Origin of the sequence: Sphingomonas sp. TDK1, assembly GCF_001650735.1 — a bacterium.
In the GTDB taxonomy this organism is placed as follows: Bacteria; Pseudomonadota; Alphaproteobacteria; order Sphingomonadales; family Sphingomonadaceae; genus Sphingomonas.
On the sequence record NZ_LXVY01000034.1, the window covers coordinates 47279 to 69302 of the forward strand.

Annotated in this window: 20 protein-coding genes and 1 tRNA gene; 14 read left to right on the plus strand and 7 right to left on the minus strand. The window is 66.4% G+C overall.

The window, feature by feature from the left end:
- Complete coding sequence (locus A7X12_RS17025; protein ID WP_064312660.1) at positions 1–1497, plus strand: Ppx/GppA family phosphatase; 1497 nt, start codon at positions 1–3, stop codon at positions 1495–1497.
- A gap of 130 nt (positions 1498–1627) precedes the next feature.
- On the opposite strand, the gene trmFO is transcribed toward A7X12_RS17025, so the two are convergent.
- The gene (gene trmFO / locus A7X12_RS17030) at positions 1628–2941 is read right to left on the minus strand and encodes a methylenetetrahydrofolate--tRNA-(uracil(54)-C(5))-methyltransferase (FADH(2)-oxidizing) TrmFO (protein ID WP_064313023.1); all 1314 of its coding nucleotides are present in this window, start codon (positions 2939–2941) and stop codon (positions 1628–1630) included.
- A gap of 46 nt (positions 2942–2987) precedes the next feature.
- On the opposite strand from trmFO, the gene A7X12_RS17035 reads away from it, so the two are divergent.
- Together A7X12_RS17035 and A7X12_RS17040 are read left to right on the plus strand one after the other, a co-directional pair.
- Positions 2988–3419: a DUF488 domain-containing protein gene (locus A7X12_RS17035; protein WP_064312661.1), complete on the plus strand. Its 432-nt coding sequence runs from the start codon at positions 2988–2990 to the stop codon at positions 3417–3419.
- A gap of 275 nt (positions 3420–3694) precedes the next feature.
- The gene (locus A7X12_RS17040) at positions 3695–4210 is read left to right on the plus strand and encodes a PilZ domain-containing protein (protein ID WP_064312662.1); all 516 of its coding nucleotides are present in this window, start codon (positions 3695–3697) and stop codon (positions 4208–4210) included.
- Positions 4211–4228: 18 nt separating this feature from the next.
- Here the strand turns inward: A7X12_RS17040 and A7X12_RS17045 are convergent, their stop codons facing one another.
- Complete coding sequence (locus A7X12_RS17045; protein WP_198162080.1) at positions 4229–5599, minus strand: class II 3-deoxy-7-phosphoheptulonate synthase; 1371 nt, start codon at positions 5597–5599, stop codon at positions 4229–4231.
- Between the two features lie 331 nt (positions 5600–5930).
- Between A7X12_RS17045 and A7X12_RS17050 the strand changes: the two genes are divergently transcribed.
- Genes A7X12_RS17050 through A7X12_RS17060 form a run of 3 tightly spaced genes read left to right on the plus strand, consistent with a single transcriptional unit; the run spans position 5931 to position 8937 of the window.
- Complete coding sequence (locus A7X12_RS17050; protein ID WP_064312664.1) at positions 5931–7073, plus strand: 8-amino-7-oxononanoate synthase; 1143 nt, start codon at positions 5931–5933, stop codon at positions 7071–7073.
- On the plus strand, positions 7070–7696 hold the full coding sequence (gene bioD, locus A7X12_RS17055; protein WP_064312665.1) for a dethiobiotin synthase: 627 nt from the start codon (positions 7070–7072) through the stop codon (positions 7694–7696). Before A7X12_RS17050 ends, bioD begins: the two co-directional genes overlap by 4 nt.
- Positions 7696–8937 (plus strand): adenosylmethionine--8-amino-7-oxononanoate transaminase, encoded by a 1242-nt coding sequence (locus A7X12_RS17060; protein ID WP_064312666.1) that lies wholly within the window; start codon positions 7696–7698, stop codon positions 8935–8937. Before bioD ends, A7X12_RS17060 begins: the two co-directional genes overlap by 1 nt.
- Here the strand turns inward: A7X12_RS17060 and A7X12_RS17065 are convergent, their stop codons facing one another.
- The 3 genes from A7X12_RS17065 to A7X12_RS17075 all read right to left on the minus strand — a co-directional run bounded on the left by A7X12_RS17065 (position 8938) and on the right by A7X12_RS17075 (position 11324).
- Complete coding sequence (locus A7X12_RS17065) at positions 8938–9369, minus strand: TM2 domain-containing protein (protein WP_064312667.1); 432 nt, start codon at positions 9367–9369, stop codon at positions 8938–8940.
- A 190-nt stretch (positions 9370–9559) separates the two neighbouring features.
- A complete protein-coding gene (gene cysS, locus A7X12_RS17070; RefSeq protein ID WP_064312668.1) occupies positions 9560–11002 on the minus strand; it encodes a cysteine--tRNA ligase in 1443 nt (480 codons plus the stop codon).
- Between the two features lie 31 nt (positions 11003–11033).
- A complete protein-coding gene (locus A7X12_RS17075; RefSeq protein ID WP_084445632.1) occupies positions 11034–11324 on the minus strand; it encodes a hypothetical protein in 291 nt (96 codons plus the stop codon).
- A 423-nt stretch (positions 11325–11747) separates the two neighbouring features.
- Here A7X12_RS17075 and A7X12_RS17080 point away from each other — a divergent pair, with 423 nt between their 5' ends.
- Positions 11748–12158 (plus strand): glycine zipper 2TM domain-containing protein, encoded by a 411-nt coding sequence (locus tag A7X12_RS17080; RefSeq protein WP_064312669.1) that lies wholly within the window; start codon positions 11748–11750, stop codon positions 12156–12158.
- A 94-nt stretch (positions 12159–12252) separates the two neighbouring features.
- Here A7X12_RS17080 and A7X12_RS17085 read toward each other — a convergent pair.
- Positions 12253–12326: transfer RNA gene (locus A7X12_RS17085), tRNA-Cys, on the minus strand.
- Positions 12327–12490: 164 nt separating this feature from the next.
- Here A7X12_RS17085 and A7X12_RS17090 point away from each other — a divergent pair.
- The 4 genes from A7X12_RS17090 (at position 12491) to A7X12_RS17105 (ending at position 17367) form a co-directional block, all read left to right on the plus strand.
- On the plus strand, positions 12491–13174 hold the full coding sequence (locus A7X12_RS17090; RefSeq protein WP_232318558.1) for a protein-L-isoaspartate O-methyltransferase family protein: 684 nt from the start codon (positions 12491–12493) through the stop codon (positions 13172–13174).
- A 17-nt stretch (positions 13175–13191) separates the two neighbouring features.
- A complete protein-coding gene (locus A7X12_RS17095; protein WP_064312670.1) occupies positions 13192–14757 on the plus strand; it encodes a TolC family outer membrane protein in 1566 nt (521 codons plus the stop codon).
- 37 nt (positions 14758–14794) lie between these two features.
- Positions 14795–15256, plus strand: coding sequence for a DUF2497 domain-containing protein (locus A7X12_RS17100; RefSeq protein WP_064313026.1), 462 nt, complete (start codon positions 14795–14797; stop codon positions 15254–15256).
- Between the two features lie 65 nt (positions 15257–15321).
- Entirely contained in the window at positions 15322–17367 is a 2046-nt protein-coding gene (locus tag A7X12_RS17105) for an alpha/beta hydrolase family protein (protein WP_064312671.1), read from the plus strand.
- Positions 17368–17512: 145 nt separating this feature from the next.
- Here the strand turns inward: A7X12_RS17105 and A7X12_RS17110 are convergent, their stop codons facing one another.
- The gene (locus A7X12_RS17110) at positions 17513–18232 is read right to left on the minus strand and encodes an MOSC domain-containing protein (RefSeq protein WP_064312672.1); all 720 of its coding nucleotides are present in this window, start codon (positions 18230–18232) and stop codon (positions 17513–17515) included.
- 139 nt (positions 18233–18371) lie between these two features.
- Here A7X12_RS17110 and recA point away from each other — a divergent pair, with 139 nt between their 5' ends.
- The 3 genes from recA to A7X12_RS17125 all read left to right on the plus strand — a co-directional run bounded on the left by recA (position 18372) and on the right by A7X12_RS17125 (position 21996).
- A complete protein-coding gene (gene recA, locus A7X12_RS17115) occupies positions 18372–19442 on the plus strand; it encodes a recombinase RecA (protein ID WP_064312673.1) in 1071 nt (356 codons plus the stop codon).
- A gap of 118 nt (positions 19443–19560) precedes the next feature.
- The gene (locus A7X12_RS17120) at positions 19561–19866 is read left to right on the plus strand and encodes a hypothetical protein (protein WP_232318559.1); all 306 of its coding nucleotides are present in this window, start codon (positions 19561–19563) and stop codon (positions 19864–19866) included.
- A gap of 42 nt (positions 19867–19908) precedes the next feature.
- Positions 19909–21996: a catalase gene (locus A7X12_RS17125; protein ID WP_064312675.1), complete on the plus strand. Its 2088-nt coding sequence runs from the start codon at positions 19909–19911 to the stop codon at positions 21994–21996.
- The last annotated feature ends 28 nt before the right edge of the window (positions 21997–22024 follow it).

Below are 22024 nucleotides of genomic sequence, written 5' to 3' on the forward strand. Positions count from 1 at the left end.
GTGGCGACCATCTTGCGTCCCAGGCCGAGCAGCGTTTCGACAAGCGCTCGGCCGCGTACCGCAATCATCGACATCGGCTCCAATTCCATCCGCCTGGTCGTCTATGAGGGACCGGCGCGACTGCCCGCGACTCTCTTCAACGAGAAGGTGATGGCCGGGCTGGGCAAGGGCCTGGCCGAGACGGGCGCAATTCACGCCGGCGGGCTCGCCAGCGCACGGGCGGCACTCGGCCGCTTCGCGCTGCTCGCCCGCGAGATGCAGGTGAGCGAGCTCCGCACCGTCGCCACCGCCGCGGTGCGCGATGCCTCGAATGGCGGCGAGCTGATGGCGATGGCGAAGGCGCTGGACCTGGAGGTCGAATTGCTCTCCGGCGTCGAAGAGGCGACCGCCGCTGGTCTGGGTGTACTGTCCGGTATTCCCGAAGCGGATGGTATTGTCGGCGATCTGGGCGGCGGCAGCCTGGAGCTGGTACGTGTCGTTGCGGGCACGGTGACCGACCGCGTATCCTTCCCGCTTGGCGTGCTGCGCCTCGGCGCGATCCGCGCGCGGGGCAAGGGCATGCTGGAGCGCGAGGTCACCCGCATGATCGAGGCGGCTGGCTGGAAGGGACGGGGGAAGGGGCTGCCCTTCTACATGGTTGGCGGCTCCTGGCGCTCGCTCGCCAAGCTCGACATGCATCTCAGCAATTATCCGCTGCCGATCGTCCACCACTACCCGCTGGCGATTGACCGGGTGGAGGAGCTCGGCCGGCGTGTCGAAGGCGCGACCAAGGCCGACCTCAAGACGGTGCCCGATCTGTCGAGCGCGCGCATTCCCTCGCTGGCGGATGCCGCGGCGCTGCTCGTAGCGGTGACCAGGCAGCTCGGCAGCAGCGGGACGATCGTCTCGGCCTATGGCCTGCGCGAGGGACTGTTGTTCCAGCGGCTCTCGGCCGAAGAGCGGCTGCAGGACCCGCTGATCGTTGCCGCGCGCGAGGAAGGTCAGCGCTCGGGCCGGTTTCCCGAACATGGCGACCTGCTGGATGCGTGGCTTGCGCCGCTGTTTCGCGACGGACCGGAATGGGCGCGGCTCCGCCATGCTGCTTGCCTGCTCGCCGACGTGGGTTGGCGGGCAAACCCCGAGTTCCGCGCCGAACGCGGGATGGAGATAGGGTTGCACGGCAATTGGGTCGGCATCGACGCAGCCGGCCGCGCGATGGTCGCGCAGGCGCTGTATACGTCGCTTGGGGGCGCGATCGACAGCCCGGCACCGCTCGAACGCCTGGCCTCGCTCGACGCCCTGGCCGAGGCGAAGCGCTGGGGCCTCGCAATGCGGCTCGGCCAGCGGCTGAGCGGCGGTGTCGCGCGGCCGCTCAAGCGATCACGGCTGCGGCTGGAGGGCAATGCGCTGGTGCTCAGCCTCGCCGATGGCGACGAGCCGCTGTACGGCGAGGCGGTCGAAAAGCGCCACCGCGCTCTGGCGGTGGCGATGGCAAAGGAGCCGGTGCTGGAGACGTGACGGGCGGCTTGCAACCCGCAATTCCGGCGAGAGCCGGGATCCGTTGCTCCGGCGGCCTCGGCTCCGTCTGGAGCGTCGCGATGTCCGGAGCCGGGCTTTCGTGGGAGGAAGACGGGGAGGGCGGCCGAGACTAGGCCGCCAGCCAGTCCTTCAACGCCGCCCGCGCCCTATCGGTATACATGCGCTTGCGATCCGCCTTTTTGGTGCGGCCCTCAATCGGGGGGAATAGCCCGAAATTCACGTTCATCGGCTGGTAGGTTTCGATCTCCGCCTCACCGGTAATGTGGGAGAGGAGGGCGCCCAGCGCGGTCTCGCGCGGGGGCGGCTGCAGTTCGGTACCCGCGATCTCGGCAGCAGCGAAACGACCGGCGAGCATCCCGATCGCAGCGCTTTCCACATACCCTTCGCAGCCCGTAATCTGCCCGGCGAAGCGGATGTTCGGGGCATTCTTCAGCCGCAGCGTCGCGTCGAGCAGCTCGGGCGAGCGCAGGAACGTGTTGCGGTGCAGCCCGCCCAGCCGCGCGAATTCGGCATGTTCCAGCCCCGGAATGGTGCGGAACAGCCGCACCTGCTCGGCATATTTCAGCTTGGTCTGGAAGCCGACCATGTTCCACAGCGTGCCGCTCGCATTATCCTGCCGCAGTTGCACCACCGCATAGGGCCAGCGCCCGGTGCGCGGATCGTCGAGGCCGACGCCCTTCATCGGCCCGTAGCGCAGCGTGTCGACGCCGCGCTCGGCCATCACCTCGATCGGCATGCAGCCTTCGAAATAGGGGACATTCTCCCACTCGCGGAACTCGGTCTTCTCGCCGGCCATCAGCCCGGCGTGGAATTCGAGATACTGTTCCTTCGACATCGGGCAGTTGATGTAGTCCTTGCCCGATCCCTTGTTCCACCGGCTCTGGAACCAGGCGGTTTCCATGTCGATCGACTCGCGGTGGACGATCGGCGCGATCGCGTCGAAAAAGGCGAGGCTGTCCTTGCCGGTCGCGCGACCGATGCTCTCCGCCAGCATCGGCGCGGTCAGCGGGCCGGTGGCGACGATCGTGCGGCCCTCGGCGGGCAGCGTGTCCACGCGCTCGCGGACGATGGTGATGTTCGGGTGCTGCTCCAGCGCCGCGGTGACGCCGTCGGCAAAGCCGTCGCGGTCCACTGCCAGCGCCGAGCCGGCGGGCACCTTGTGGACGTCGCCCTGGGTCAGGATCAGCGAGCCGAGCGCACGCATTTCCTGGTGGAGCAGGCCGACGGCATTGCTGTCTGCGTCGTCGGAGCGAAAGCTGTTCGAGCAGACGAGTTCGGCGAGCCTGTCGCTCTGGTGCGCCGGGGTCATTTCCCCCGAGCCGCGCATTTCGGAAAGGCGGACCTTATATCCGGCCTGGGCGAGCTGCCACGCGGCTTCCGAGCCGGCAAGGCCGCCGCCGATGATATGGATGTCGTGAGTCACGTCCGCGCCCATAGCGGCATGACGGCTCGATGACAAAGGAGCGAGCATGCGAATCTACACGATCGGCTATGAAGCCACGACGATGGCCGAGTTCCTCGCTGCGCTCACCAAGGCCGGCGTGCAGCGGGTAATCGATGTGCGGGCGTTGCCGCTTTCCCGTCGACCGGGTTTCTCCAAATCCTCGCTGGCGGCGAGCCTGCGCGAGGCGGGCATCGACTATGTCCATCTCAAGCAGCTCGGCACGCCCAAGCGCGGACGCGATGCGGCGAAGAAGGGTGACGTCGCGACCCTGCGCGCGGTCTATGACGTTCAGCTGGGGTTGCCCGAGGCCCAGGCGCAGGTGGCGCAGATGCACGCGCTGGCGGCGGAGAAAACCAGCGCCTTGCTCTGCTACGAACGCGATCCGTGCCACTGCCACCGGACGCTGCTGCTGGAAGCCGAAGGCGAGGGGGCGGAGGTGGTCGACCTCTACGCCTGAACCTTGGAAAAGGCCGGGGCAGCCCTGAAGGACTGCCCCGTTTAGTTCGGGGAGAGTCGACGCGAGGGGGAACGAAACGCGTCGACGGGATGCCATGTGCCCCGGCCATGTTGCATCCGCGTGTCGCTTGTTTGCGGTTTCGGCGGAAAATTGTCGCGCCTGATCCCGTCAAACCTTCGTTAACCATGAAATCTTAAGCTAATTTTCGCCGCGTTTACCGCCTCGCAATGCCTGCGGGCGCAAAGCGAAAGCCAATGCACGCCATTGGAGCGCTTATGGGTATCGCGGCACGACTGTATCAGGACGGACGCTGGGCCGAACGTCATCCGGTGGAGCTGGAAGCGACGCTGCGGGACTCGGACTGGGCGCCCGTCGATGTGACGATCGAGGATCTGTCGCATGGCGGCTTTCGCGTCGTGGCGGGCGCGGATCTTGCGGTCGGCAGCACGATCGCGCTCGGCATCGCCGGCATCGGCACGCGCGAGGCGAAGGTGGTATGGGGCACGGCCGGCATTTATGGCTGCGAGTTCGGTACGCCGCTGAGCGATGCCGACCTGCGCACGGCGCTGTCCGGTCCGGTGGCGACGCCGATTGCCTTTCCCAAGACGCCGCTCCCGACACCCCAGCCGACGCCGCCGGTGGTGCAAGGATGGAGCGCGCCCGCGAGCGACGCGAAATTCTCGGTGCGGACCCGGCTCGCGATCATCGTCGGCAGTGCGGTGATCGCCTGGATGCTGGTGTTCGCGATCGGTTATGGCCTGTGGGCGCTGGCCGGGGCGCTGCTCCGCTGAGCGGCGCCCCGCCGGGCCTTACGCAGCCGCCTTGCGGCGTTCGGCCATCTCGTCGTTGAGCATCTCGGCAAGCAGGAATGCCAGTTCCAGGCTCTGACCCGCATTGAGGCGCGGGTCGCAATGCGTGTGGTAGCGATCGGCCAGGCCCTGTTCGGTGATCGCGATCGCGCCGCCGGTGCACTCCGTTACATTTTGCCCGGTCATCTCGGCGTGGATGCCGCCGGCGAAGGTGCCTTCCGCGCGGTGGACGGCGAAGAACCCCCGTACCTCGGCGAGGATCCGTTCGAACGGCCGCGTCTTGTAGCCGTTCGCAGCCTTGACGACGTTGCCGTGCATCGGGTCGCAGCTCCACACCACCGGATGGCCTTCGCGCTTCACTGCGCGGACCAATTTGGGCAGGCCCGCCTCGATCTTGTCATGGCCATAGCGGGTGATCAGCGTCATCCGCCCCGGCACACGGCCCGGGTTGAGCGTATCCAGCAGCCGCAGCAGTGCGTCCGGCTCCAGGCTCGGTCCGCACTTCATGCCGATCGGATTGCCGATGCCGCGCAGGAATTCGACGTGCGACGAGCCCTCGAAGCGCGTGCGGTCGCCGATCCATAGGAAGTGGGCCGAGGTGTCGTACCAGTCCCCGGTAAGGCTGTCCTGCCGGGTCAGCGCCTGCTCATAGGGAAGGAGCAGCGCCTCATGGCTGGTGTAGAAATCGGTACCTTTCAGCTGCGGCACGGTATCCGGGTTGATCCCGCACGCTTCCATGAAGTCGAGCGATTCGCCGATCCGGTCGGCGACGTCGGCAAACTTCGCCGACCAGGGGCTCTTGCCCATGAAGTCGAGCGTCCATTTGTGGACCTGATGCAAATTCGCATAACCGCCGCCGGCAAAGGCGCGCAGCAGGTTGAGCGTCGCCGCCGACTGGCTGTAGCCCTGCACCATCCGCTGCGGATCGGGGATACGCGCTTCGGGGGTGAACGCGATGTCGTTGACGTTGTCACCGCGGTAGCTCGGCAGTTCGACGCCGTCGATCACCTCGGTATCGGCCGAGCGCGGCTTGGCGAACTGGCCCGCCATGCGGCCCAGCTTCACCGTTGGCAGCTTAGAGGCGAAGGTGAGCACCACCGCCATCTGCAAGATCACGCGGAAGGTGTCGCGGATGTTGTTCGGGTGGAACTCGGCGAAGCTCTCGGCACAGTCGCCGCCCTGGAGCAGGAAGGCCTCGCCGCGGGACACCTTTGCGAGCGCCCCGGTCAGCTCGCGTGCCTCGCCTGCGAACACCAGCGGCGGATAGCTGCTAAGTTGCCGGGTGGCCGCGTCGAGCGCGCCCTTGTCCGGATATTGCGGCATCTGACGCGCTTCGGCGCGCGTCCAGCTATCGGGGGTCCAGCTTGCCATTGCACTCTCCACGTCGCGGACGGCGACGTGCCAATCCGCATGATCGGCGATTCCCATCGCCGCGATCTGATTCATCACCTTGGTGTTGGCGCGTTTGCCGTCCGTCTCCCAGCCCTGCACGGTCGAGCCTGGCGTATCGAACCAGGCACCAAAGGCAGCGCGGGTGAGGGTGCGTTCCTCGCGAAACTGGCGGATCTTGGAACCGGCTAACGTCGTCATGCGGGCGCCTTACCCGGCTGGGGTAAATCTACGCAAGCATTTTCTTACCCTCCTGGGGTAAACGAAAGCAGATCGATTGCACGCGGGTACGGCCGGGTGTAGCCGGCCCGCGATGCATGCATTCGAAGCACAGGCGCGCGATCTTGCCGATCTTGCCACCCGCGGCCGCAGGCGCAGGCTGATCGCCCGCGCGGGCGCGGACTTCGCGTCCAACGATTATCTCGGCCTTTCCGACTCGCCCGTCCTGCGCGACGCGGTGGCGTCGGCGCTGGCGCGCGGCGTGCCGATCGGTTCGGGCGGCTCGCGGCTGCTGCGCGGCAACCATCCCGAGCATGAAGCCGTCGAGGCCGAGGCCGCGGCGTTTTTTGGGCGAGAGTCGGCGCTGTATTTCTCCAGCGGCTATGCGGCCAACGCGGCGCTGCTCGCGACCTTGCCGCAGCGGGGCGACCTGGTGCTGTTCGACGCGCTCATCCATGCCAGCGCCCATGAAGGCATGCGCCTTGGACGCGCGGAAGCCCGGCAGGCGGCGCATAACGACGTTGCCGCCTTCGCCGAGGCAATGGCCGGGTGGCGCCGCGACGGCGGGGCGGGACGAGTCTGGATCGCGGTCGAGAGCCTCTACAGCATGGACGGCGATGTCGCGCCGCTCGCCGAGTTGTCTGCGCTTGCCGAGCAGGAAGGCGCGGTCCTGCTCGTCGACGAGGCGCATGCGACCGGCGTATACGGCCCGCAGGGGCAGGGGCTGGCCCACGGCCTTCCGACCACGAACCTGATTACGCTGCACACCTGCGGCAAGGCGCTGGGCTGCGAGGGCGCGCTGGTCACCGGGCCGGCGATCGTCCGCGACTTTCTCGTCAATCGCGGGCGCGCGTTCATCTTCTCCACTGCGCCGTCGCCGCTGATGGCGACCGCGGTGCGGGCGGCGCTGCGTATCGTGGCGGAAGGGCACGATCTGCGGTCTGCGCTGGCAGAGCGGATCGCCGCCGCCCGAACCGCGCTCGCGCCGCTCGGCGTCCCTGCTGGCGCCACCCAGATCCTGCCGCTGATCCTCGGCGACGATGCGCGGACCATGGCGGTCGCCGGGGCGTTGCAGGAAAGCGGCTTCGACGTCCGCGGCATCCGGCCGCCAACCGTTCCGGCGGGCACCTCGCGCCTGCGCATCTCGATCACCAACAACGTGTCGCTCGGCCAGATCGCCGCGCTCGCGGAGCGGCTGGCGACGCTTCTTCCCGCAATCGAGCCCATCGCAGCATGACCCAGACGTTCATCGTCACCGGTACCGATACCGGTATCGGCAAGACCGTTTTCGCCGCAGCGCTGGCCGGCGCGCTCGGCGCCCGTTACTGGAAGCCCATTCAGGCAGGCCTGGACGACGGCAGCGACAGCGCGCGCACCACGACGCTGTCCGGCCTGCCGATCGAGTATATTCTTCCCGAGGCCTATCGTCTGGTGACGCCCTGCTCCCCGCACCTGGCTGCCGAGATTGACGGCGTCCGCATCAACCTGGATCGCCTCGCGCTGCCGGAAGTCGACGGGCCGCTGGTAGTGGAAGGGGCTGGCGGCGCCCTGGTGCCGGTGACCCGCGAGATCCTCTACGCCGATGTCTTCGCCCGCTGGGGCAAGCCGGTGGTGCTGGTCGCGCGCACCGCGCTGGGCACGATCAACCACAGCCTGCTCTCGATCGAGGCACTTCGCGCGCGCGGGGTGCCGATCCACGGCATCGCGTTCGTCGGCGATCCAGTCGAGGACAGCGAGGCGACCATCGCGCAGATCGGCAAGGTCAAGCGCCTCGGCCGCCTGCCGATGCTGCCCGAGCTGACGCCCGACGCGCTCGCCCAGGCGTTCGCCGACGCCTTCGACCTGGCGGACTTCGCCTGATGTCCTCGGTCTGGCACCCCTTCACCCAGCATGGCCTCGGCGAGCCGATCCCGATGGTCAACCATGCCCGCGACGCGGTGATCCATACCGCGGACGGCCGCAGCTTCATCGATGCGATCTCGTCCTGGTGGGTGACGACGCACGGCCATTGCAACCCGCGGATCATGGCGGCGATCGCCGAGCAGGCGGGCAAGCTCGACCAGATCATCTTCGCCGGCTGGACCCACGAACCGGCCGAGACGCTCGCCGCCGGGCTGCGGAAGATCCTGCCGGACGCGCTCGAACATATCTTCTTCAGCGACAGCGGCTCGACGGCGGTGGAAGTCGCGCTCAAGATGGCGCTCGGCTACTGGCACAATCGCGGCGAGGATCGCAGCCGCATCCTCGTGCTCGAACACAGCTATCACGGCGACACGATCGGCGGCATGTCGGTCGGTGCGCGCGGGGTGTTCAACCGGCCCTATCAGCCGCTGCTGTTCGACGTCGGCACCATTCCTTTTCCCAGCGCGGGGGCCGAGCAGGCAACGCTCGACGCGCTGGAGGCCGAATGCCGTGCCGGTGCCGCTGCCTTCATCGTCGAGCCGCTGGTGCTGGGGGCAGGGGGGATGCTCTTCTATAGCCCCGCGCTACTCGCCGAGATGCGCGCCATCTGCACGCGTCACGGCGTGCTGTTCATCGCCGACGAGGTGATGACCGGCTGGGGCCGCACCGGCACGCTGACGGCGTGCGAACAGGCGGGCGTGGTGCCCGACATCCTGTGCCTTTCGAAGGGCATCACCGGCGGCGCGATCCCGCTGGCGGTGACGTTGGCGACCGCGCCGATCTTCGCGGCGCATGTGTCCGAGGATCGGGCGCGGATGTTCTTCCACTCCTCCAGCTACACCGCCAACCCGATCGCCTGCGCCGCCGCCGTGGCCAACCTCGCGATCTGGCGCGACGAGCCGGTGCTGGAACGCATCGCGCAGCTGGGCGCATGGCAGCAGGCGGCGCTGGATGGGCTGGCAGACATCCCGGGCCTGGTCGGTCACCGCCGCATCGGCACGATCGCCGCGCTGGAGATCGAGCAGCCGGAAAATGGTTATCTCTCGGCGATCGCGCCGCGACTGATGGCCTTTGCGCGCGACCGCGGCGTGTTGCTCCGTCCGCTCGGCAACACGGTGTACGTGATGCCGCCCTACAGCATCACGCGCGACCAGCTGGAACAGGTCTGGGGACTGGTGCCCGAATTCCTCGGCGCCTGATCAGCGGCGCGGATAGCGCTGCGCGAACTCGGTATCGCTCATCAGCAGGTAACGGATCGCGTCGACGAACGCCCAGACGCCGGTGACCAGCGCGCCGACGATGGTGCAGGTGAGCAGCAGCATCACCACGCCCGACCCGGTTCTGCCGAGATAGAAACGGTGGATGCCGAGCGTACCCAGGAACAGGGCAAGCACCGCAGCGACGATCTTGCTGCGCGGTTCGCCCGTGGGGGCCGGCAGGTCGCCGCCCTCGAGCAGGCGGAAGATGCGGCGGGCGCGCTTGCCGTCGACGTCGAAATCGACCTTGGCGCCGACGGCGGGGTGGCGGCTGTCGCTCCAGTCTTCCTGGGTGAAGACATAGCGGCTGCCGTCCTCGCCCGAAATCTGGCCTTCGCCGCTCGACCGATCCACGCCCAACACTTGCCCGCGCATTGCTTCCCCCGAAAAATCGTCGCGTTTTGTGGGGGAGGTACCGGCGGGAAGGCAAGAGGCGATTTGCGAACCAGCCATATCCTCCCCCGCCAGGGGGAGGTGGCCTGCGCCAGCGGGTCGGAGGGGGAGGATGCCAGAACCTCTCGGCCGTCGTGCTTCCTCCCCCTGGCGGGGGAGGAAACGGGGATGCCTACAGCGCCGGCTTCCAGTCCCAGCCAAGCGGGTCGCCGTCCATCACTTCGACCCCTGCCGCGACGAGATCGTCGCGGATGCGATCGGAGCGCTGGAAATCCTTCACCACCCGGGCTTCCTTGCGCTCGACCAGCAGGTCGGCGATCGCCTCGGGCGTGATCGTCGCCTCCTTGGGCCGCACGCGCAGTTCCTCGCGGGTCAGCTCGGAAAGCCGCAGGCCCAGAACCTTGTCGAACTCGGCGAGCGCGGCCAGCCGATCCGCCGGCGCGGTGCGCTTGTCGGCCAGCATCTCGTCGAGCACCGGCAGCGCCTTGGGCGTGTTGAGATCGTCCGACACGGCTGCGTCGAGCTTCTCGAGCCACGCCGCCGGTGCGGTACCTTCGCCCTCGGCGCGGGTACGGAGCGCGGTCACCGTCATCACCAGCCGCTTGAGCCGGGTGAGCGCGGCGGCGAGGTTCTCGGCCGAGAATTCCAGCTCGCTGCGATACTGCGCCTGCAGGCACAGCAGGCGATAGGCGAGGGGGTGGACCCCGGCGTCGATCAGCGACTGGAGCGTGGTGAAGCCGCCCTTGGACTTGGACATCTTCCCCTGTCGGTCGACCAGGAAATTGTTGTGCATCCAGAAATGCGCGCCGGTATCGCCGCAGCCGCAATAGGCCTGGTTTTGCGCGATCTCGTTCGGATGGTGGATCTCGCGATGGTCGATGCCGCCGGTATGGATGTCGAACGGCGCGCCAAGATACTGGATGCTCATCACCGAGCATTCGAGATGCCAGCCCGGCGCACCTTTGCCCCAGGGCGAATCCCATTCCATCTGGCGCTGCTCGCCCGGCGGCGACTTGCGCCAGATCGCGAAGTCCTGCGGATGGCGCTTGCCGTCGACGGGATCGATCCGGCTTTCGGCGGCATCGTCTGCGGCACCGGCCAGGCGGCCATAGTCAGGCACCGTCGTCACGTCGAAATAGAGGCCCGAGTCGAGCTCGTAGCAATGCTCGGGTGCGATCTTTTCGGCGAAGGCGATCATCTGCTGGATGTGATCGGTCGCCACCGACCATTTGCTTGGGTCGGTGATGTTGAGGTCGGCGACGTTCTGCTTGAACGCAGCGGTATAATGCGCGGCGATGTCCCAGATGCTCCGCGCCTGGGCGCGGGCGGCCGCTTCCATCTTGTCGTCACCGGCATCGGCGTCCGACGTTAGGTGCCCGACATCGGTGATGTTGATGATGTGGGTAAGCGGATAGCCCTTCCAGCGCAGCACCCGACTCAGCGTGTCGGTGAACACATAGGCGCGCAGGTTTCCGAGATGGGCGTAATTGTAGACGGTCGGGCCACACGAATAGACCCGCACGCCTTTTTCGGGATCGAGCGGCTGGAACGGCTCGAGCGAACGGGAAAGCGAATTGTAGAGTGTCAGCGGGGCATCATGCATGGCACCGCGCATAGCGAACAAAACGCCGCCGACAAACCCGAGTTCACGCCGCCGGAGCCGTTGCCTCGGCAATAGCCGCGTTCACCATTGCGCTCCAGATCCGGGCAGGATCGTCGCCGGCGGCGCGGCCGGCCTCGATCATGATTGCGGTAGGCTCGCGCAGCGTGCGCAGCACCGCCAGGGCGCGATCGGTTTCGCGCGACCAGATGGTATCCACGATCTCGCTCACCGGGCGGCTCAGTTCACCCGCTCCTTCGGCATTGGGGCTCAGCATCTCCGCGGCGATCACGCGCGCGATTCGCTCGATCGGCGAGGTGGAAGCGATGCTGGTCACGGTTCAGGCTGCCAGCGGGGGGTGCGCAGGGCGGGCATGCAAGGCACTGCCGCCGATCGTACCATGGTGGAGCGGCAGAGCAGTGCAACAGAAGGCGCACTCCGCCGTCATCCGGCCCACAATCCAGTGCGACTGCCCGCAGCCGGGGCAAGCATTGGTTTCGTGCGGGCGATAGGCCGGGCGGTAGCCGCTCAGCGCGCGTCGGATGCCGAAATCGTACATTGGGCGGTTCCCTCCATATCGTGCAAAATAACGTTTCCCAGGTGTCATGGTTCCGCCTGCGCGGGCGCAGCGCGCGTCCCGTTCTGGGCCGCGGCATTGCCTGAATATTACCTAACGAGCGCATTCAGGCTGGGAACAGTCGCGATGTGCGAATCAGGCTTCAGACGGCGGCACAAGCTGCCGCCGCGAGGAGATGAAGACATGAAGAAGTTTCTGATCGGCGCCACCATGGCTGCCACGCTGATGACCGGTTCGATCGCCGCGACCCCGGCGGCCGCTCAGGACTGGGGCTATCGCGATGGCTACAACCATTATGATCGCGACTATCGCGATGGGTATCGCGATGCCCGGGACTATCGTGATTATCGGGAGTACCGGGATTATCGCGGCGACCGTCCGCGCTACGCCTATCGCGACCGCTATTATCGCCAGCGCTGCAGCGACGGCACGACGGGTACGATCCTGGGCGCGATCGCCGGCGGCCTGCTGGGCGGCGAGATTGGCCGCGGCAGTTCGTATCGCCGCAGCGGCACCGGCATGATCATCGGCGCGGGTGCGGGCGCGCTTGCCGGTCGCGCAGTCGACGGTGGCGACTGCCGCAACGGCCGCTAAGCACGGCTTATCGACGGGACGGGCGTTCGCTGCACGGGGCAGCGGGCGCCCATCGCCTATGTAAAAGCCGGGAAAAGACGCCGCTTGGCGCCGGTGGAGGCCCGAGCCGGAATCGAACCGGCATATACGGATTTGCAGTCCGCTGCGTCACCATTCCGCCATCGGGCCATCCGGAGGTGAGGCGCGGCAAATGCCCTCGGGCCGGGGGTAATGTCAACAGAGTTTCAAAATAACGCTTCGCTCGCTTGGCGAGTCCCGAACGGCACGATAGAAGCCTCGGGATAGCAACTAGTGTATTGCACAGCTAATACGGTTGTGCGACAAGCGGAGTGATGATGGCCCTTATGGTCGACCCTGCGCCCCTCGAAGCGCCCCGTTTCGAAGCGATGCGCCACGCCATGGTGGCGAGCCAGCTGCGTACCAACGCGGTGAACGACCCCCGTGTGGTCACTGCGATGTCGCAGGTGCCGCGCGAAGTGTTCCTGCCGACCGATCAGCGCGCGCTCGCCTATCGTGACACGCTGCTGCCGCTCGGCAATGGCCGCCGCCATGATTCGCCGCTGGCGACAGGCCGGCTGCTGACCGAGGCGGAGTTGCAGCCGAGCGACCATGTTCTGCTGATCGGTGCCGCAGGTGGGTATGCCGCGGCGCTCCTGTCGACGCTGGTCGCCTCGGTCGTCGCGCTCGAAGAAGAGCCTGCGCTCCTTGCGATCGCACGCGGCGGTCTTGCCGGCGCGGCGAATGTAGAGCTGGTCCAGGGGCCGCTGAACGCGGGCTGGGCCGCGCGAGGCCCCTATGATCTGATCGTGATCGACGGCGCCGTCGAGGAATTGCCGCAGGTCATCGTCGACCAGGTCAAGGTTGGCGGCCGGATCGTAACGGGGGTTATCGATCGCGGGGTTACGCGGCTTGCGGTCGGCCGTCGTACCGAAGGGGGCTTCGGTCTGGCAGACTTTCTGGACGTCGAAGTTGCGACGCTTCCAGGCTTTGAAAAACCGAGAAAATTTACCTTTTAACCTTAAAAGCGGGGCTCATGCGACTGAACATTTTGCTCATTGGTGTGAGCCTCGTTTCCCTCGGGGCCCCGGCGTTTGCCCAGACCGCACCCAGCGGTCGGCAGGACGTGCCGTCGCCCGGCGCCAAAACCGCTGCGCCGACGACGACGTTGCAGGACGCGCTTTCGCAAGCCTATGCGACGAACCCGGATCTCCAGGGTCAACGCGCGAATCAGCGCGCAAACGATGAAAATGTTCCCATTGCTCGGTCGCAGGGGCTGCCCGGTCTGAATGCCACCGGCAGCGGGAATGACAGTCTGTACAACACGGCCTCGAATCCGTTGACTCCGTCGCGTCAGGCGCAGCTGGGAATCAACCTGTCTCAGCCGATCTACAATGGTGGCCGGATTCGCAATTCAGTGCGTGCCGCCGAGGTGCGCGTGAACGCCGGGCGCGCCAATTTGCGCGGCACCGAAGCCGACATCTTCACCCAGACGGTCACCGCCTATCTGAACGTGATCCGCGACGAATCGATCGTTCGGCTCAACCAGGAAAATGTTCACGTTCTCGAGGTGAACCTCCAGGCCACGCGCGACCGCTTCCAGGTCGGGGATCTGACCCGTACCGACGTCGCCCAGTCCGAGGCGCGCCTGGCGCTTGCCCAGTCCCAGCTGCGCAGCGCGGAGGCGCAGCTGATCGGCAGCCGCGAAACCTATATCCGAGTCGTCGGTACCGCGCCCGGCGTGTTGGCACCGCCGCCGCCGCTGCCGAACCTGCCGGAAGATGTCCAGTCCGCCGAGCAGGTGGCGCTGGCCAACAATCCCTTCCTGGAAGCAGCCCAGCTCGCCCGCGATGCCACGCGCTATGATACGCGGGTTGCGAAGGCCGGGCGGCTTCCGCAGGTCAGTCTCGGCGTGGGCGGCAACTACTCCAATTATCTCGGCTCCATCGGCAGCGTCGGCGGCGCATCGGGCGTCACCTCGAATGTCCCCAACGCCACGACGAGCGCGACGCTCGGCGTGCAGGTGACGCTGCCGCTATTCCAGGCCGGCCGCCCGGCCGCGCAGGTCCGACAGGCGCAGGCCCTGGAAGGCGCTGCGATTGAGCAGGTGACGCTCACCGAACGCGGCGTGATCGCCCAGGCCCGGTCGGCCTATGCGAGCTACCAGGCGGCGCTGCGCGTCATCGAATCGTCGCGTACCGCCGTGCAGGCCAACCAGCTCAGCCTCGAAGGCGTGCGCGCCGAAAACAGCGTCGGCACACGCACCATTCTCGACATCCTGAACGCCGAGCAGGAACTGCTCAACTCTCAGGTCCAGTATGTCACCGCCGAGCGCGACGCTTATGTCGCGGGATTCAGCTTGCTTGCGGCGATGGGCCGCGCACAGGCGAAAGATCTCAATTTCGACAGCCGCCTGCTGTACGACCCCAACGTCAATTATGCGCGCGTCCGAAATCGCATCAACGACTGGCGCGACGACAAGACGCCCAAGCCGGTGGCGACCAGTACCCGTGCCACCCCGCCGCAGGGAGCAGAAGTAATTGGCGCGCCGCTGGATCCGACGCTCCAGCGTCCGGTTGACAGCGACCGGCCGAATCCCTGATTGAGGGCGCTCGTACTCGAACGCCAGGATGGACGCGATGGGGACTGCCAGCAGCGAGCCGTCGATGGAGGAAATCCTCGCATCGATTAAACGGATCATCGCCGATGACGAACCCGGCGCGTTCGCGCGCGGTCGGCCGTTGCGCGCGGTGCCCGAGATCGAGTCTGAAGTCGAAGACGAGCCTCATGTGGAAGCTGGAGCGGAAGGGCCGCACGAGGATGTGCTCGAACTGCGCGAGCCGATCGCCGATGTGCCCCCGCCGCCAGCTGCCCCGGTCGACCCGATCCTCTCCGATCGCGTCGCAGAGGCCAGCCGCGAGAAGCTCGAGGCGCTGTCCCGGCTGATCGTGAAGCCGCAGGTACCCGGCTCCGACACGCTCGAAGGCCTGGTCCGCGAGATGCTGAAGCCGATGCTGCGTGACTGGCTGGACCAGAATCTGCCCCAGCTCGTCGAGCAGATCGTCGCGCGCGAAATCGCCCGGATCACCGGCAGCCGCTGATCGTCGGTCCGGTCACCGCATGGTGGCGATTGTATCGGACGATACCTTGTGGCTATCGTGGCCGCATGAAGCAGTTCCTCGTCGCGAGCGTCGCGCTCGCCGCCATCGCTGCGCCGGCCTCGGCGCGAGATCTCACCATCCAGGACGTTGTCGGCCTCTCCCGCGTGGGCGCGCCCGCCGTATCGCCCGACGGCCATTGGCTCGTCTGGCAGCAACGCGAAACCGATCTTGCCGCCAACAAGGGGCGTTACGACCTGTGGCGCCTCGACCTGACCGCCAAGCGCGCCAAGCCGGAAAAGCTGGTCGCCGAGCCGCTGGTCAACGAAACCGCGCCGCAATTCTCGGCCGATGGGAAGACCGTGTGGTTCCAATCCGACAAGGGCGGTGAGGACGCGGTGTGGAGTGTGTCGATCACCGGCGGGACGCCTACCCAGCTGACCCATATCCAGGGTGGCTTCAGCGGCTTCAAGGTCTCGCCGGACGGTTCCAAGCTCCTCGTCTGGGCCGATCGCAAGCCCGGCGCGCCCACCGTTGCGCCTGCGATGGAGAAGAAGAACCCGAACGCCGGCTCGGGCCGCGTGTATCAACAGCTCTTCGTGCGGCACTGGGATAGCTGGGCGGACGGCACTCGCTCGCAGCTCTTCGTTCTGCCCTTCGGGGCGCAGGGTGCAACCGGTGACGGCGTCGCAATCGAAGGGGGGCTGATCGGCGATACGCCCTCTAAGCCCTCGGGCGGTGGCGAGGAAGTTGCGTGGAGCGCCGACAGCAAAACCATCTACTTCGCATTGCGCGAGGCGGGCCGGATCGAATCGCTCTCGACCAATCTCGACATTTTTGCCGTGCCCGCGGATGGCGCCGCGGCCCCGGTAAACCTGACCAAGGCCAATGGCGGCATGGACAATCTGCCGACACCGTCGCCGGACGGGAAGTGGCTCGCCTGGTTCGCCATGGCGCGGCCGGGCTATGAGGCCGATCGCCAGGTGCTGATGCTCCGCAACCTCGCAACGGGCGACGTTCGTGCGCTGACGGAGAAGTGGGATCGTTCGGTCGCTTCCATTGCCTGGGCGCCGGACTCCCGGACCATCTACGTCACCGCGCAGGATGTGCAGGAAGAGCCGATCTTCTCGGTCTCGCTGGAAGGCAAGGTCGATCGGCTGACGCAACAGGGCAGCGTCTCGGCCGTGGTGCCGACCAGGGGCGGCCTCGTCTATGCGATGAACAGCCTTACCGCCCCCGACGATTTCTATTGGCTGAAGGGCAAGAAGAGCAGCCGGCTCACCGCCGTCAACGCCGAGAAGCTGGCCGGTATCGCGATGCCCGAGGTCACCCGCTACAGCTTCAACGGGGCCAATGGCGATACCGTCTGGGGCTATGTCGCCAAGCCGGCGGGGCTTGCGGCGGGCGCCAAGGCGCCGATCGCGTTCATCGTCCATGGCGGTCCGCAGGGTAGCATGGGCAATAGCTGGTCGTTTCGCTGGAACCCTGCGGTGTTCGCCGGCGCGGGCTATGCGGTCGTTGCGGTCGATTTTCATGGCTCGACGGGCTATGGTCAGGCCTTCACCGATGCGATCCGCAACAATTGGGGCGGCTGGCCGCTCGAGGATCTGAAAAAGGGCCTCAAGGCCGCGACCGATCGCTTTTCCTTTCTCGATAGCGACAATGCCTGCGCGCTCGGCGCTTCCTACGGTGGATACATGATGAACTGGATCGAAGGGCAGTGGCCGGATCGGTTCAAGTGCATCGTCCAGCATGACGGTGTATTCGACGCCCGCGCCATGGCTTATGAGACCGAAGAGCTCTGGTTCGACGAGTGGGAACATGGCGGCAAGGCCTATTTCGAGGATCCGAACGCATTCGAGCGCTGGAACCCGGTTAACCATGTCGCTGCCTGGAAGACCCCGCAGCTGGTCATTACCAGCGAGAAGGATTTCCGCATCCCCTACACCCAGGGGCTCGCCGCCTTCACCGCCCTGCAGCGGCGGGAGATCCCATCCAAGCTGCTCGTATTCCCGGACGAGAACCACTGGGTGCTGAAGCCGAAGAACTCGCTGCAATGGTATGGCGAGGTGCTCGGCTGGATGAACCAGTGGACGGGCAAGGCGGAGAAGTAAGATGGGGAGGGGGGGGCACACGTGCCTTCCCCCTCCCTCCTTCCTTCGTTCCGGCGAAAACCGGAACCCATAGGGGCAACGGGCCGGCTCCCGCCCTGGCAGCACGGCGTCTGGATCCGGGCTTCCGCCTGGACGGCGGCCGACGTTATCCCAGCACCCGCACCGGATCGCCGACACGGATCAGCCCAGGCCGCGCCGGTGCCGAATAAAGGCCGTAGCACGCCGAAAAATGCTGCGCGACGCTACGCAGAATTGTCGGATCCTTTGCCCCCGTATCCGGATCGATGGTAATCAGTACGCAGCGCTGAATGGGATCCGCGCATTGCACGATCGCGCCGTCCTCGCTCGGGTCCCCGAAGGCGAGGCGCAGGCCCTGCCAGTGTTCGGGCAGCAGCTCGCTCTCGATCGTAATGTTGATACGGAAGCGGCGTGGATCGATCGGCCCGCCATGCGCGCGCTCCAAGGCGCGGTGGCCGGCGCTGGTCTGGAGGGATACCGGCATTGAATCATAGACGCCGCGGGCCACCTGGATCAGCGACACCGACTCTCGGGCGGCCTCGGCAAGATGCGCCATCAGCCCGGCATCGTGGAGCGAGCGTATGCCGCCGTCGGGTGCCTCCACCTCGACGGCGCTCGTCTTGGGCGCGGCCCCATCGGCGAAGCGAGCGCGGTGGAGGACCATGCCCGGCACCTCGCGCGCGGTGAGCCAGGGAAAGCGCGTGCCGTTCGCGGCACGGACAAAGGCGTATTGCCGGTCGCCCTCCAAGCCCTGCCAGTCCATTTCCGCCACAGCCACCGGCTCGCCGGCCATGGATTTCACCGGGTAGCGGGCGAGGGCGGATACGTGGCCGACGATCATGCTCATCGCGCACCGCTAGCCACCGCCGCGCTCTGCTGCAAACGCTCTAGCGAGTTCCCCTCTTGTTCCACAGGAACAAATGGAATACATGGGATCCAACACGGTTGAACGCAGTGCGCAAACCCTCTAGCGACGGGGCTTCCCAATGGCAGCATCTCTCAAGGTGATCGACGGCAATATGGCCAATCCCACGGACAAGCAGAAGGCGCTCGACGCCGCCCTCGCGCAGATCGACCGCGCCTTTGGCAAAGGTTCGGCCATGCGGCTGGGCTCGAAGGAGACGATGCAGGTCGAGGCGATTTCCACCGGTTCGCTCGGTCTCGACATCGCGCTCGGTGTCGGCGGCCTGCCGCGCGGCCGCGTAATCGAAGTCTATGGTCCCGAAAGTTCGGGCAAGACGACGCTGGCGCTGCACGTCATCGCCGAGGCGCAGAAGAATGGCGGCGTGGCGGCATTCGTGGATGCCGAGCACGCGCTGGATCCGGTCTATGCGAAGAAGCTCGGCGTCAACATCGACGAACTGATCGTGTCGCAGCCCGATACCGGCGAGCAGGCGCTCGAGATTACCGACACGCTGGTCCGTTCGAACGCGATCGACGTGCTGGTGGTCGATTCGGTCGCAGCCCTGGTGCCGCGCGCCGAAATCGAAGGCGAGATGGGCGACAGCCATGTCGGTCTCCAGGCGCGTCTCATGTCGCAGAGCCTGCGCAAGCTGACCGGCTCGATCAGCCGCTCGCGCTGCATGGTGATCTTCATCAACCAGCTGCGCATGAAGATCGGCGTGATGTACGGCAACCCGGAGACGACGACGGGCGGCAACGCGCTGAAGTTCTACGCTTCGGTCCGCCTCGATATCCGCCGCACCGGCCAGATCAAGGACCGTGACGAGATCATCGGCAACGCCACCCGCGTGAAGGTGGTCAAGAACAAGGTCGCGCCGCCGTTCAAGCAGGTCGAATTCGACATCATGTATGGCGAGGGCATTTCCAAGATCGGCGAGATTCTCGATCTCGGCGTGAAGGCGGGTCTTGTCGAGAAGTCTGGCGCCTGGTTCAGCTATGACAGCATCCGCATCGGCCAGGGACGCGAGAATTCGAAGAATTTTCTGCGCGAGAATCCCGAGGTCTGCAACCGGTTGGAAGCCGCGATCCGCGGCCGCACCGAGCAGGTTGCCGAGGGCCTGATGGCTGGTCCGGAGCCCGACGACGATATTTGATCGGAAGTCCTCCGCTGCGGCGAGGCCGGTCGGGACGTGCGATGTCACGTCCGCGGCAGACCTCGCCGCACGCCTCGCGGCTGCCCAGGCGTTGCTACAGTCGGCATGGCCCCAGGCGGTGCAGCGGCAAACGGCACACGGGGGCGGGCGGTCGCTTCTCTATACCTCGCCGGATGGTGGCGCGACGCTGCTGCGGCTGGTCGTCGACCCGCCCAACCTGCTGCTCCACTTTGCCGAGGGCGCCACATTGCCCGATCCGGCTGGACTGTTGCGGGGCCAGGGGCGGCGCGGCCGCTATGTTTGCCTGAGCGCGGTCTCTCCCGATGATCAATCCGCGCTGCACGCGTTGATCGCTGCCGCGACGGCAAGCCGCCCAGCTACGGCCGAAATCGACATGGATCACCAACCCGGCGCAACTGCCTGATCCACGGGTCGTTGGAGCTTCGCACTCTCGCGAGGACTCCCCATGACCGATCAGAATATCCGTAACGCCCCCGCTGGCGGCGAAACCCACCAGGTGACCGATGCCGATCACCCGGTGCTCACCACCAATCACGGCACGCCGATCAGCGACAACCAGAATCAGCTGAAGGCAGGCGCGCGCGGCCCCGTTCTGATCGAGGATGAAGTCTTCCGCGAGAAGATGAACCATTTCGATCACGAGCGCATTCCCGAGCGCATCGTGCACGCCCGCGGTTCGGCCGCGCATGGCTATTTCGAAGTCACCGACAGCCTGGCCGACGTCACCATCGCCGACCTGTTCCAGAAAAAGGGCCAACGCACCGAGGTGTTCGTCCGCTTCTCCACTGTCGCCGGCGGCGCGGGTTCGGTCGACACCCCGCGCGACGTGCGCGGCTTTGCGGTCAAATTCTACACCCGCGAGGGCAATTGGGATCTGGTCGGCAACAACATTCCCGTCTTCTTCATCCAGGACGCGATCAAGTTCCCGGACCTTATCCATGCCGCCAAGATGGAAGCCGATCGCGGCTATCCCCAGGCGGCGACTGCGCACGACACCTTTTGGGACTTCATCAGCCTGATGCCCGAATCGACCCATATGATCATGTGGGCGATGTCCGACCGGACGCTGCCGCGCAGCTTCGCCACGATGGAGGGCTTCGGCGTCCATACCTTCCGCTTCATCAACGCGGAGGGAAAGAGCAGCTTCGTCAAGTTTCATTGGAAGCCCAAGGCTGGGCTCGCCTCCACGATCTGGGACGAGACGGTGAAGATCGCCGGCGCCGACCCCGATTTCCAGCGTCGCGACCTGTTCGAGCGGATCGACCGCGGCGATTACCCGACCTGGGAACTCGGTGTGCAGCTGTTCGACGAGGATTTCGCCAACGTGCAGCCCTATGATGTGCTCGACGCGACCAAGCTGATCCCCGAGGAAGTGCTGCCGGTGCGCATCGTCGGCAAGATGGTGCTGGATCGCTATCCCGACAATTTCTTCGCCGAAACCGAACAGGCGGCGTTCGTGCCGAGCCATGTCGTCCCCGGCATCGGCTTCAGCAACGATCCGCTGCTCCAGGGCCGTTTGTTCAGCTATACCGATACGCAGCTGTCGCGGCTGGGCTCGGTCAATTTCCACCAGCTGCCGATCAACGCCGCCAAGGGCCGCGCCGAAGCAGCGGGCTGTCCGTTCCTGAATCAGCAGCGCGACGGCCATATGCAGATGGCGGTGCCCAAGGGACGCGCCAATTACGAGCCGAACAGCCTCGCCAAAGCCGGCGAAGAAGGCGGCGCGCGCGAGGATCCCCAGAAGGGCTACAAGACCTTCCCGGCAGAGGAGCAGGGCCAGAAGCTTCGCATCCGGCCAGAGAGCTTTGCCGATCACTATAGTCAGGCCCGGCTGTTCTTCCGCTCGATGGATCCGGCCGAGCAGGCGCATATCGCCTCGGCGCTGGTGTTCGAGCTGTCCAAGGTCAGCCTCGAGCATATCCGCGTGCAGGTGATGGCCAATCTGCGCAATGTCGACGAGACGCTGGCCCAGCGCGTCGCCGATGGCTTGGCGATGGATCTGCCGGAAGCGTCGAAGACCGCCGCCCCGGTGCTCGACATGGAGCCGTCGCCCGCGCTCCGCATCATCCGCGGCCCGCGCGAGCTTCACACGCTCGAAGGCAAGACTGTCGGCATCCTCATTGCCGACGGCACCGATGCGGGCGAGCTTTCGACGCTCAAGGATGCGATCAAGGCAGCCGGCGGCAACGCGATGACGATCGCGCCCAAGGTCGGCGCGGTGCCGCTATCCGACGGATCGAAGATCGCCGCCGATGCCCAGCTGTTCGGCCAGCCTTCGGTGACGGTCGACGCCTGCGCGGTGATCCTGTCGGAGGAGGCCGCCGCCAAGCTCGTCAAGGAAGGCGCGGCGGTCCAGTGGGTGATGGACGCGTTCGGCCACCTGAAGGCGATCGGCGCCAACGCTGCCGCCCAGCCGCTGCTCGACAAGGCGGGCGTGGAGCCTGACGAAGGCGTCACCGATCTCGCCGGCTTCGTGGACGCCGCAAAGCAGCGTTATTGGGACCGCGAGCCCAAGGTGCGCACGCTCGCCTGATCGGCACCACGGCAGCTTGCGCGGCGCT

Bases quoted from the DNA above. Each gene is read 5' to 3' on its own strand.
- A7X12_RS17045 (WP_198162080.1), bottom strand. From the start codon at position 5,599: ATGGCAAGCTGGACCCCCGATAGCTGGACGCGCGCCGAAGCGCGTCAG.
- A7X12_RS17095 (WP_064312670.1), top strand. From the start codon at position 13,192: ATGCGACTGAACATTTTGCTCATTGGTGTGAGCCTCGTTTCCCTCGGG.
- A7X12_RS17080 (WP_064312669.1), top strand. From the start codon at position 11,748: ATGAAGAAGTTTCTGATCGGCGCCACCATGGCTGCCACGCTGATGACC.
- cysS (WP_064312668.1), bottom strand. From the start codon at position 11,002: ATGCGCGGTGCCATGCATGATGCCCCGCTGACACTCTACAATTCGCTT.
- A7X12_RS17050 (WP_064312664.1), top strand. From the start codon at position 5,931: ATGCATGCATTCGAAGCACAGGCGCGCGATCTTGCCGATCTTGCCACC.
- A7X12_RS17110 (WP_064312672.1), bottom strand. From the start codon at position 18,232: ATGAGCATGATCGTCGGCCACGTATCCGCCCTCGCCCGCTACCCGGTG.
- A7X12_RS17125 (WP_064312675.1), top strand. From the start codon at position 19,909: ATGACCGATCAGAATATCCGTAACGCCCCCGCTGGCGGCGAAACCCAC.
- A7X12_RS17060 (WP_064312666.1), top strand. From the start codon at position 7,696: ATGTCCTCGGTCTGGCACCCCTTCACCCAGCATGGCCTCGGCGAGCCG.
- A7X12_RS17100 (WP_064313026.1), top strand. From the start codon at position 14,795: ATGGGGACTGCCAGCAGCGAGCCGTCGATGGAGGAAATCCTCGCATCG.
- A7X12_RS17065 (WP_064312667.1), bottom strand. From the start codon at position 9,369: ATGCGCGGGCAAGTGTTGGGCGTGGATCGGTCGAGCGGCGAAGGCCAG.
- A7X12_RS17090 (WP_232318558.1), top strand. From the start codon at position 12,491: ATGATGGCCCTTATGGTCGACCCTGCGCCCCTCGAAGCGCCCCGTTTC.
- A7X12_RS17105 (WP_064312671.1), top strand. From the start codon at position 15,322: ATGAAGCAGTTCCTCGTCGCGAGCGTCGCGCTCGCCGCCATCGCTGCG.
- A7X12_RS17040 (WP_064312662.1), top strand. From the start codon at position 3,695: ATGGGTATCGCGGCACGACTGTATCAGGACGGACGCTGGGCCGAACGT.
- A7X12_RS17035 (WP_064312661.1), top strand. From the start codon at position 2,988: ATGCGAATCTACACGATCGGCTATGAAGCCACGACGATGGCCGAGTTC.
- bioD (WP_064312665.1), top strand. From the start codon at position 7,070: ATGACCCAGACGTTCATCGTCACCGGTACCGATACCGGTATCGGCAAG.
- recA (WP_064312673.1), top strand. From the start codon at position 18,372: ATGGCAGCATCTCTCAAGGTGATCGACGGCAATATGGCCAATCCCACG.